Annotated in this window: 1 protein-coding gene; it reads right to left on the bottom strand. The window is 22.7% G+C overall.

Going from position 1 to position 824, the window contains the following annotated elements; genetic code table 11:
• Positions 1 to 824: sensor histidine kinase (locus tag GBG18_RS15010; RefSeq protein WP_193311188.1), on the bottom strand; the 824-nt coding region annotated here is incomplete at both ends.

The following is an 824-nucleotide window of genomic DNA, read 5'->3' on the forward strand; positions in this document are numbered from 1 at the left end:
AAATTTATCATATCAATTTTGCCATGCATTGATTGTTCAATTATAACTTTACACATATAAAGACCAATCCCTGTTCCTTCATCTTTTTCTTTTGTTGTAAAATATGGCTCAAAAATTCTAGTAACAATATCTTCTTCAATTCCCCCTGCATTATCAATAATTTCTATGTTTAAATATTCTTCTATTATATTATTAGATATAGTAATTGTTATCTCATCCTCTTTATTTTTTGAAATAAAAGCATCTTTAGAATTATTTAATATATTTAGAATAATTTGTTCAAATTCATTTTTATATCCATCTAAATAAATATCTGTTTTACAATTAATATTAACTTTTATTTTATTTAAAGCAAGAGTATCTTCTAATAAAGACAATGCTTCATATATTGAGTCTTTAATATTAAATCTATTTTTTACCTTATCAGGTTCAAAGAAGTTACTAAAACTTGTTATTAAAGAGTTCATTTTATTTATAAGCATTTGAGATTTATTTGAGAATTCTTCAATTATTTGGTCATTTAAAGCTTGTTTATTATATTTAATTACAATATTAAGGTTATAAGCACTTAGTGCATTTATAGGTTGTCTCCATTGATGTGCAATATTTGCAATCATCTCTCCCATGGCTGCAAACTTAGATCTTTGTTGTAAAATTTGGTATTGTTTAAGATTCTCTTCACTTTTAATTTTTACTTCTTTTTCTAGATTTTTTTTTAATATATATTCATCATTAATATCTACAAGTGAAAAAAGTAAATGCTCTTCATTTAATGGATATTTTGTAGCATATAATTTAAATCTTCTTACTTCCTTTTTATCATA

This window comes from Poseidonibacter ostreae (genome assembly GCF_009208075.1).
GTDB classification, from domain to species: Bacteria; Campylobacterota; Campylobacteria; order Campylobacterales; family Arcobacteraceae; genus Poseidonibacter; species Poseidonibacter ostreae.